At 69.9% G+C, this 8,886-nt stretch carries 10 protein-coding genes; 4 read left to right on the top strand and 6 right to left on the bottom strand.

Annotated elements, in window-relative coordinates; all coding sequences use genetic code 11:
- Nucleotides 1-6 precede the first annotated feature (6 nt).
- From ABZ319_RS31290 to ABZ319_RS31310, 5 genes are all read right to left on the bottom strand, one after another.
- Nucleotides 7-948, bottom strand: coding sequence for a M48 family metalloprotease (locus tag ABZ319_RS31290; RefSeq protein WP_354990124.1), 942 nt, complete (start codon nt 946-948; stop codon nt 7-9).
- A 43-nt stretch (nt 949-991) separates the two neighbouring features.
- A complete protein-coding gene (locus ABZ319_RS31295; protein ID WP_354990125.1) occupies nt 992-1,393 on the bottom strand; it encodes a BlaI/MecI/CopY family transcriptional regulator in 402 nt (133 codons plus the stop codon).
- Nucleotides 1,394-1,471: 78 nt separating this feature from the next.
- Nucleotides 1,472-2,296 (bottom strand): ABC transporter ATP-binding protein, encoded by an 825-nt coding sequence (locus ABZ319_RS31300; protein WP_354990135.1) that lies wholly within the window; start codon nt 2,294-2,296, stop codon nt 1,472-1,474.
- Between the two features lie 5 nt (nt 2,297-2,301).
- Nucleotides 2,302-3,408, bottom strand: coding sequence for an iron chelate uptake ABC transporter family permease subunit (locus ABZ319_RS31305; RefSeq protein WP_354990126.1), 1,107 nt, complete (start codon nt 3,406-3,408; stop codon nt 2,302-2,304).
- Entirely contained in the window at nt 3,405-4,442 is a 1,038-nt protein-coding gene (locus ABZ319_RS31310; RefSeq protein WP_354990127.1) for an iron chelate uptake ABC transporter family permease subunit, read from the bottom strand. Before ABZ319_RS31310 ends, ABZ319_RS31305 begins: the two co-directional genes overlap by 4 nt.
- 122 nt (nt 4,443-4,564) lie before the next feature.
- On the opposite strand from ABZ319_RS31310, the gene ABZ319_RS31315 reads away from it, so the two are divergent.
- Nucleotides 4,565-5,272 carry a hypothetical protein gene (locus ABZ319_RS31315; protein WP_354990128.1) on the top strand — a complete coding sequence of 236 codons (708 nt, stop codon included), beginning with the start codon at nt 4,565-4,567 and terminating at the stop codon, nt 5,270-5,272.
- Nucleotides 5,273-5,436: 164 nt separating this feature from the next.
- Here ABZ319_RS31315 and ABZ319_RS31320 read toward each other — a convergent pair whose 3' ends face one another.
- The gene (locus ABZ319_RS31320; RefSeq protein ID WP_354990129.1) at nt 5,437-5,925 is read right to left on the bottom strand and encodes a TetR-like C-terminal domain-containing protein; all 489 of its coding nucleotides are present in this window, start codon (nt 5,923-5,925) and stop codon (nt 5,437-5,439) included.
- Here ABZ319_RS31320 and ABZ319_RS31325 point away from each other — a divergent pair.
- The 3 genes from ABZ319_RS31325 to ABZ319_RS31335 are packed head-to-tail and all read left to right on the top strand — an operon-like array spanning nt 5,902 to nt 8,814.
- Nucleotides 5,902-7,128 (top strand): alpha/beta hydrolase, encoded by a 1,227-nt coding sequence (locus tag ABZ319_RS31325; protein WP_354990130.1) that lies wholly within the window; start codon nt 5,902-5,904, stop codon nt 7,126-7,128. The genes ABZ319_RS31320 and ABZ319_RS31325 overlap by 24 nt on opposite strands.
- Nucleotides 7,125-8,069, top strand: coding sequence for a fumarylacetoacetate hydrolase family protein (locus ABZ319_RS31330; protein ID WP_354990131.1), 945 nt, complete (start codon nt 7,125-7,127; stop codon nt 8,067-8,069). The genes ABZ319_RS31325 and ABZ319_RS31330 overlap by 4 nt, the downstream gene beginning before the upstream one ends.
- Nucleotides 8,070-8,079: 10 nt before the next feature.
- Nucleotides 8,080-8,814 carry an MBL fold metallo-hydrolase gene (locus tag ABZ319_RS31335; RefSeq protein WP_354990132.1) on the top strand — a complete coding sequence of 245 codons (735 nt, stop codon included), beginning with the start codon at nt 8,080-8,082 and terminating at the stop codon, nt 8,812-8,814.
- The last annotated feature ends 72 nt before the right edge of the window (nt 8,815-8,886 follow it).

Genomic DNA, 8,886 nt, shown 5'->3' on the forward strand with positions numbered 1-8,886 from the left:
CCCTGATCAGGCACGGCTGAATAGTCGGCTCAATTCGACCAGCCAGGGAATGGCGACCGCGAGCGTCGGAATCACGAGGATAGCCGCCGCGGCCAGATACGCCGCCGTCGCGATGCGCAGATCGCCGATCGGACCCGCCAGCCGCTGAATGCGGATCAGGGTGGTCGGCCCGCCGACCGCCATGGCCCCCTGCGGCGCAGGCGAATTCGAACAGGCCACGAGGGCGCGGGCCAGGGGAGTGGGTCCGGTCACCTTCACCGCGGAGTCGTCGGCGAGCAGTTCGATGAGCAGCTTCACCGAGTCCAGCGCGGATTTGGAGCGCACAACGCGGGGGAACGCCTCGTGCGCGGCCGTGAACGCCTCGAGTACCAGGTCGTGCCTGGCTCGCAGGTGCGAGCGTTCGTGGCTCACGATCGCGGTGAGCTCCTCGTGCGACAGGCTGGTCACCGTGCCCTGGCTCAGCACCACGCGCTGCCGCAACCCGGGCAGGCAGTAGGCGATGGGTTCGGTGGCGGCCAGCACCCGGATGTCCGCGGAAGTGCGCTGCACCCCACTCTGATCCAGCAGGTCGACCAGCATGCGGTGGCGGGCGCGGCGCCGGCGCGTGTGCACCCCGACGCGAACGACCGAGAAGATCAGGCGCGCGCCGATGAGCAGGGTGAGCGCGAAGACGGTCACCAGGATCAGCCACAGCGGCAGACCCAGGACATCGATTTCGGCGCTCGGGGTGGTGGTGGGACGGCCGTCCGGCCCGGGCACCAGCAGTCGGCTGGCGATGGCGAGCCCGGATCCGAACGCGGACAGCACCGCGGCGAGCGCGATGGCCTGCCAGAGCACAAGCGCCGCACGGGGACTCCGGTACGGCCAGGTGGCCCGGCTGAGCAGCGCCGGGGCCGGTCCCGCCAGAAACAAGGCGAGACCGGCGAAAACCGGCGCGGTTACGTCCATTCCTCAGCTCACTGCGTTGTGGGGGCCTGGGCCGAGGGTGACGCTACTGAGAGTCTTTCGGCTCCTTGCGCGCGGCCTCGGTGGCTTCGAGCTTAGCGAGTGCATCGCGCAATGCGGCAGCCTCGTCGGCTCCGACCTGTTCGACGAAGTGCACGAGTGCCGCCCGGCGGCTGCCGACCTCGTCGGCCTGCTGCAGCGCGTCGAACATCAGCGAGGCCACGAGTTCGTCGCGGGTGTGCACGGGCGCGTAGCGATGCGCTCGGTCATCCCGCTGCTGAAGGACGAGATTCTTTTTCGCGAGCCGCTGTAGAACGGTCATCACCGTGGTGTAGGCGAGCTCGCGGCGCTCGGCGAGGGCCTCGTGCACCTGCCGCACCGTTTGGGGTTCATCGGCCGACCACAACTGGTCCATGACCGCTTTCTCGAGTTCACCAAGACCTGCCATCCCACAAGTTTACGGAGGCAACGACACGAATGCGTACTACAAGTCGTCGTAACCGGCCGGTAGCTGGTGTGGTATTGGTCATACTCCGCGCACGTGACGGGCGCCGATGGGCACGATCATGGGTCGGCCGGAAACCGGGCAATCGAGTACCTTGGCCTGGAGGCCGAACACCTCGAGCAACAGTTCGGCGCCGATGACCTCCGCGGGCTCGCCCTGGGCGATGATGCGGCCGTCGCGCATGACCACGAGCCGATCGCTGTAGCGGATGGCCAGATTCAGGTCGTGCAGCACCATGACCACCGTGCGGCCGAACTCGTCGCGCAGGCGATCCACCAGATCGAGGACCTCGAGCGAATGCGCGAGGTCGAGGTAGGTGGTCGGCTCGTCCAGCAGGAGGATGTCGGTGCCCTGCGCCAGCGCCATGGAGATCCAGGCGCGCTGGCGCTGACCGCCGGACAGCTCGTCCAGGGTGCGCTCGGCGAGATCGGCGACGCCGGTCTGTTCCAGCGCGGTCATGACCTCGGTTTCGTCCTCGGCCGACCACTGCCGCAGCCACGATTGATGGGGATGGCGTCCCTTCGCGACGAGATCGGCGACGGTCAGGCCCTCGGGCGCGACCGGGGTCTGCGGGAGCATGCCGACGATGCGCGCGATATCGCGGGTCTTGAGCGCGGAGATGGCCTTGCCGTCCAGCACGACCTGCCCGGCCTGCGGGCGCAGCAGCCGCCCGAGCGAGCGCAGCAGCGTGGACTTGCCGCAACCGTTGGGCCCGATGATGGTGGTGACCAGACCGGGTTCGATGTCGATCGAGAGCCCGTCCACGATGACGCGATCGCCGTAGCCGAGGGTGATGTTCTCCGCCGCCAGCTGATGGGCGGTGGTGGAAAGCGGTTTGTCCGCCATGCGAGTCACAGGGTCGCCTTCCGATTGGTGCGCACGAGCAAGTAGATCAAGAACGGTCCGCCGACGGCCGCGGTGACCACGCCGACGGGGAGGTCGATGGGAAACACGGTGCGCGAGACGAGATCCGCGCCCAGGACCGCGATGGCGCCGACCAGCGCCGAGGCGATGACGGGTTCACCGGGGGTGCGCAGCAGGCGGCGGGCGATCTGCGGCGCGGCCAGCCCGACGAAGGCCAGCGGCCCGACCGCGGCGGTGGCCAGCGCCGACGCCATGACGGCCGTGGCCAGCAGAATGCCCTGCTGGGTCTGGATTTTCACGCCGAGCATGCGCGTGGTGTCCGCGCCGAAGCGCAGGGCCGCCAGGGTCCGCGCCGAGGCGGCCGCGACCAGCAGCGTGACGCCCAGACCGACCGCGGCCGGAATGAGGGTGGACCAATCGGCCTTGTTCAGCGATCCGGTCAGCCAGTGCTGTGCCATGGACGCGTCGGGCAGGCTCGCGCGGGTGATGAGCCAGCTCACCACCGCCATGAGCGCGGCGTTGACGCCGATGCCGACCAGCACCAGCCGGAAGGCCATGACCCCGCTGCCGCCGGCGGTGTTCTTCCCCCAGGCCATCAGGTAGATGGCCAGTGCGGTGGCCAGGCCCGCGGCCAGTGCCGCGAGCGGAACACCCACCAGCGCAAGGGTTCCGGTGGCCGCGCCGCCGCCCGCGCCGACGATCACCGCGACCGCGCCGACGCTGGCGCCCGCGGTGATGCCGAGCAGGTCCGGACTGGCCAGCGGGTTGTGCAGGATCGACTGGGTGATAGCGCCCGCCAGTCCCAGCGCCGCGCCCACCACGACCGCGGTCAGCGCGCGCGGCAGCCGCGAGTCCAGGATGACGAAGCGCTGGGCGCGGGTGCCGCCGCCGCCCAGGACATCGAGCACCCGGCCGATCGGAATGCGGAAGTCCCCGATGGCGATATCGAGCGCGAACAGCACCAGCAGTAGCGCGACCATGACGGCGATGGTCACCAGCGCGGGCACGCGCAGCACCGTGGAGAAGCGGCCCGCCCGCAGCGCGGGGCGGACCTGACGGACGGTCTTGGCATCGGGAGCGGTCGAGGTGCTCACAGGCTCACCAGCTTTCGGCGGCGCACCAGCAGAATGAAGAACGGGGCGCCGATGGCGGCCAGGGTGACCCCGGCCTGGAGTTCACCGGGCTGTGCGACGAGTCGCCCGACGGTATCGGCGGCGAGCAGCACGATCGCGCCGATCAGGCCCGAATAGGGAATGAGCCAGCGGTAATCGGGCCCGGTCAGGGCACGCGCGAGGTGCGGGACGATCAGGCCGAGGAAGGCGATCGGTCCCACGGCCGCCGTCGCCGCGCCCGAGAGCAGTACCACCGAGGCGAGTCCGAGCGCGCGATTGCTCGCGAGGTTGACCCCCAGGCCGCGGGCCACGTCGTCGCCGAGTCCGAGCAGGTTCAGCCCGGGCCCGGCGAACAGGGCCAGCACCGCGCCGGTCAGCAGGAACGGCAGGACCTGGCGAAAGACCGACAGGTCGTGGCCCGCGATGTCGCCGGCGATCCAGTAGCGATAGGTGTTGAGGGCGGTGCCGTCCAGCAGCACGATGACGTTGGTCATGGCGGTGAGGAAGGCGGTGACCGCCGCGCCCGCGAGCACCAGGCTCAGCGGACTGGCCTTGCCGCCGCCGACCGAGGAAACGCCGAAGACCACCAGGCCCGCGATGAGCGCGCCCGCGAACGCGAACCAGATGAACTGGTTCGGCGAGCTGAACGCGAACAGGTGGATGCTCAGCGCCGCGAGGAACGCCGCGCCCGCGTTGAGCCCGAGTAATCCCGCGTCGGCCAGGGGATTTCGGGTATAGCCCTGGATGAGGGCGCCCGCCATGCCCAGGGCCAGACCGGTGATGAGCGCGAGTCCGGTTCGGGGCAGCCGCAATTCACGCACGATCTGCGCTGCCGACCCTTCGGCGGGGCAGGTCAGCGGGAAGCCATCCGGACAGGTGAGGGCATCGAAGACCGTTCCCAGTGGGAGCGAACGGGATCCGAGCGCGATAGAGGCCGTGAGCGCGCACAACAGCAGCACGACGAGAAGAACTATTCCGAACAGCCGTGGCCGTCTGGCGGTGACTAGAGCGGGCACGGTGACGAACTACTCCTGATCCATTCATTGCTCATTAAGTCTGGTAAGCCTAACCTATCTTTTCGCCCCAGCTTGTACCCCTTGCCTTGCGAGGCCCCGGAACAGTCGATGAAGGAGGTTCGATGCTCGAACCGGTAACCATGTGCGCGCCGCGCGACTCCAGGGTCGCGTTCGGCAGAGCCTGTGCCCGACTGCGGAACCTGCAGCCGGAGCACCCCCGGGTGTACGCCGTCGCCGCCATGTCCGAACAGGGAAAACGTCGTTGGTGGCGTTTGTCGGACGGTATTCGTGAAGGCCGGATCGAACTCATGTACCGGCGGCACGCCGCCGAGATGAGCAACCCCGAGATCGCCGCCGAAGTGGTCGCCACCGCACTCATCCACGCGGTCATCGGTCGCGTCATGGCCATGGTGATCGCCGAGGGGCGGGCCTGGGATCCGGGTCTGGAGAACTTGTGGATCCATACCGACAATGATGGCGGCATCGATTGGGCGGGTCTCGCCGACACCACCATTCGCGTCATCGAGGGTGATCGCCTGGCCGGTGAGCCGGGCGTGGTGACGCTGCCGTGCGAGGCCGCCATGTACGTCTGGCTCGCCCATCGCTGCGAGCCCGCGCTGCGGCTCGTGCAGGAGGCCATGGTGCGGTGCGCCGGGCTCGGGGTGCGCCGCTTCTGGTCGCTGGTCGCGGAATCCATCGTCGGCGCCGCCACCTACGTGCCCGCCCTGGCCGGCACCGATTCCGTCGCCGGCGCTCGCCGCGGGCAGGCCATGCTGGCCGCGCTCGAAGACCGCGGACTGCCGGTCCGCCGGGGTTGTTCTGTCAGATAGCCCGGGTTCGCACCCGGCGCCGCGTCCACATCCCGCTTGCGTGCGCCAGTGACGCCGCGCGCAAGCCTTGGGCGGCAACCGATCCCGGGCCGCCGGCGATGTCGGCGCGTGCTGTCGTCATGTGAGCGCGGGAACCGCTGCCCGGCGGCGTGATCGGCCGCGGGTCACCCCTGTGCGCGCAGCGCGCGAACGACCCGGGTCGCCAGTTCCGCGGCGAACGACTCGTCCATGGGTTGCCGAGTCAGGAAGTGCCGGAAGTGAATCGGCGCGACCAGTGTTTCCAGTGCCAGTCGGGCGTCGGTGCCCGGCGGTAGTTCCCCGCGCGCCACGGCCCGGGTGATCATGACCTCGTTGTGTGCGTTGCGCTTCTCCCAGAAGGTGTTCCGCGCCGCGACGATCTCGTCGGAGTCGGTGACGAAGGCCAGCGCGCGGGCCAGGCCGTTGCCCAGCGGCGTGTCCAGGTAGGCGATGAGCCCCGTGGCGAAGGCGCGCAGATCCCCGTGCAGGGTGCCGGTGTCCGGCAGCGGCAGTGTGCGCTCGCTCGCGGTGAGCATGACGTCCAGGACCAGATTCTCGCGCGTGCCCCAGCGCCGGTAGATCGGGTGGGCGTCGCGCCCTTTCTGCCCCGGTTGTTCGCCGACCGGTTCACGCACCTGGGCGGGTTCTCCGAGCAGGAGTTCCGCCGCAGCCTCGGCGAATGCCGTTCCTTCGAGGACGTCCGGTGGGCCGGATACTGGGCCGCGTTCGCCGACGAACAGCTGATCCGGGCCGACGCCGCCCTGGCTCAGTTGGGCGGCCCGTGTGCGGCCCGCCTGTTCACCGACGCGGTGCCCGCCGCGCTCGGCGAGTTGCTCGCGCCCGCGGTGACCCTGCTGGCCGATCGCGGTCCGGTGGCCGATCCCGCCGCGGTGCAGCGCTTCTGCGCCGAGCATCCCGAATCCGCCGACGCCGCGACCGCCCTGGACGCGCTCATCAAGGCGATGGTCTACGAATTCGTGGCCGCCTGGCCGGGCGGGAGCCCGGCCAGGCTGCGCGCCTACGAGCGCTCGCACCGGCTGTGCGAGGTCCTGCTGTGCGCACTGGCGCCGGCCATGGGCGTCAGCGTCGAGGTGGCGCACATTCCGGTCGGTGGCGGCGAGCGCGTGCGCGGCATGCTGGTCCTGCCGATGGACGCCGCCGCGCCGGTTCCGGCGGTCCTGGTCAGCAACGGCCTCGAGGGCACGATCGCCGAGGTACTGCTGCCCCTGCTCGCCCGGCGCGACATCGGAATCGGCATGTTCGTCATGGAGATGCCCGGCACCTACTCCTATACCGCGCCGCTGACCGCGGCCGCCGAAGGCGTGTACTCGGCCGTGCTCGACCATCTGGCCGCCGACCCGCGCATCGATGCCGAACGCCTCGGCATGATGGGGTTCAGCTTCGGGGCCTACTGGTCCGCGCGCATGGCTGCGGTGGACCCGCGGCTGCGCGTCGCGGTATCCAACGGCCCGCTCACCCACCGCAGCTTCGGCAGGGCGAACGCGATCGGCATGCCCGAGATCATGGTGTCGGCGCTGAGCGCCACCCTGGGCGCCACCGGTGTCGCCGACCTGTCCCGCAAACTCTCGAAACTCTCACTGGCACAGCACTATCGAGACATCGATATTCCGCTGCTGGTCATCAACGGCGCCCACGACACCCTGGCCGACACCCGGGATTCGATCGAGCTCGCCGCCGGGGCGCCCGACGCGCACCTGGTGCTCTACGCGGGCGACGACCACTGCGCCATGGGCCACGCCGAACACTGGGCGGCGCTGTCCGCCCGGTTCCTGGCGGACCACCTGGGCGTGCGCACGCCGGCCGGGGTCGCGCGATGAACCTCCCGCTGCCCCGGATTCGGCGCGTGCTCGATCACGCCCGCCACCGCATCGACACCCAGGTCGACACCGGCTCGGGCTGGCGCGCCCCCGGGGAATCGGACCGTGCCGCCGGGCTCGTCGTACCCGATTCCGCCTTCACCACCGACCACGAGATCGCGCGGTACGACGCGCTCGGGCTCGCGGACGGTGTCGAGGTGCTGCCGGTCTGCCCGGTGTCCTTCCGCGACTTCATGCTCTTCGAACAGCACGCGGTGAACGCCGCACGGGGTATGGCCAGGCGTTTCGTGCCCGCCGGCTACCGGCTCGGCCGGGTGTACGAGACCCTCACCCGGCGGACCTTCCCGCCGTTCCGCCCGCATGCGCTCTGGTATCGCGAGCCCATCTACTACATGTCCAACGCACAGACCATCGTGCCGTCCGGGCTCCCGATCACCGCGCCGCCGTACAGCCGGGCCCTGGATTTCGAGCTCGAACTCGGGGTCGTCCTGGGCGCGCCGCTGCGGGACGCGACCCCGGAACAGGCCGCCGCCGCGATCGCGGCCGCGGTCGTGATCAACGACTTCTCCGCTCGCGACGTGCAATTGGCCGAGATGCGATCCGGATTCGGGCCCCAGCGCGCCAAGCACTTCATCACCTCGATGTCCGTCACCGCGGTCGCGGGTCCCGGGCTCGCCGCGCGGCTGGGCGACGTGCGCGGCACGGTCGCGGTCAACGGAAAGGTGTTGTCGCGGACAGGAACACAGACCATGCGCTATACGCTCGCCGAGGCCATCGCGCACGTGTCGCGCGGCGAGCAGCTCTATCCGGGTGAACTATTCTCCAGTGGCACCCTGCCCGGCGGGTGTGGAATGGAGCTGGGCCGATGGCTTGCTCCCGGCGACGATCTGCGCCTGGAGCTCGAGGGGATCGGGGTCATCGAACATCGCATCCAGGAATAGTTGAGGCACCGTGAAAATCGATCAGGTTTCGGACTCCGTCTACGTGGTGGCCGGTACGAACGTCAACTGGGCGCTGGTCACCGACGGTTCGGGGGTCACCGTCGTGGATGCCGGATATCCCTCCGACAGCGCCGACGTGCTGGATTCCGTCCGGCAGATCGGGCATTCGCTCGATGACGTTGCGGCCGTGCTCATCACGCACGCGCACCTCGATCACATCGGCGGGGTGCCCGCGCTCATCGCGAGCACCGGGGCGCCGGTCTACACCGGCGCGGAGGAGGTGCGGCACGCCAAACGCGAGTACCTGCAGCAGATCACCCCGCTGAGCATGGTCAAGCAGCTCGCCACGGGGCGCGGTCGCGGCTGGGTCGCGCACACGCTGGTCGCGATCCGCGGCCACATCGGCATGAAGATTCCCGAGGCCGTCGCCGCTGACGCCGCCACCCTGGCCGCGCTGCCGGGCGGGATCGTCGCGGTGCCGACCCCGGGGCACACCAGCGGGCACACCGCCTATCTGATGCCCGCCGAGGGCGTGCTGTTCACCGGTGACGCACTGGTCACCGGCCATCCGCTGGTGTGCGCGACCGGGCCGCAACTGCTGCCGAAGGTGTTCAATCACGACGAGTCCGAAACCCTGGACACGGCCATCGGATTGGCGACCCAGCCCGCCAAGGTTCTCGTTCCCGGGCACGGCTCGCCCGGCGCTTTCGACGGCGAGGCCATCGCGAAAGCCTTGACCAGGTAAGGGTTCGGCGGTGGATCGAGGACGCCGCCACCCGGGCCGGGCCGCCGCGGTGCGGTCGTTCGCACGACCGCA

This window comes from Nocardia sp. NPDC005978, from assembly GCF_040614455.1.
In the GTDB taxonomy this organism is placed as follows: domain Bacteria; phylum Actinomycetota; class Actinomycetes; order Mycobacteriales; family Mycobacteriaceae; genus Nocardia.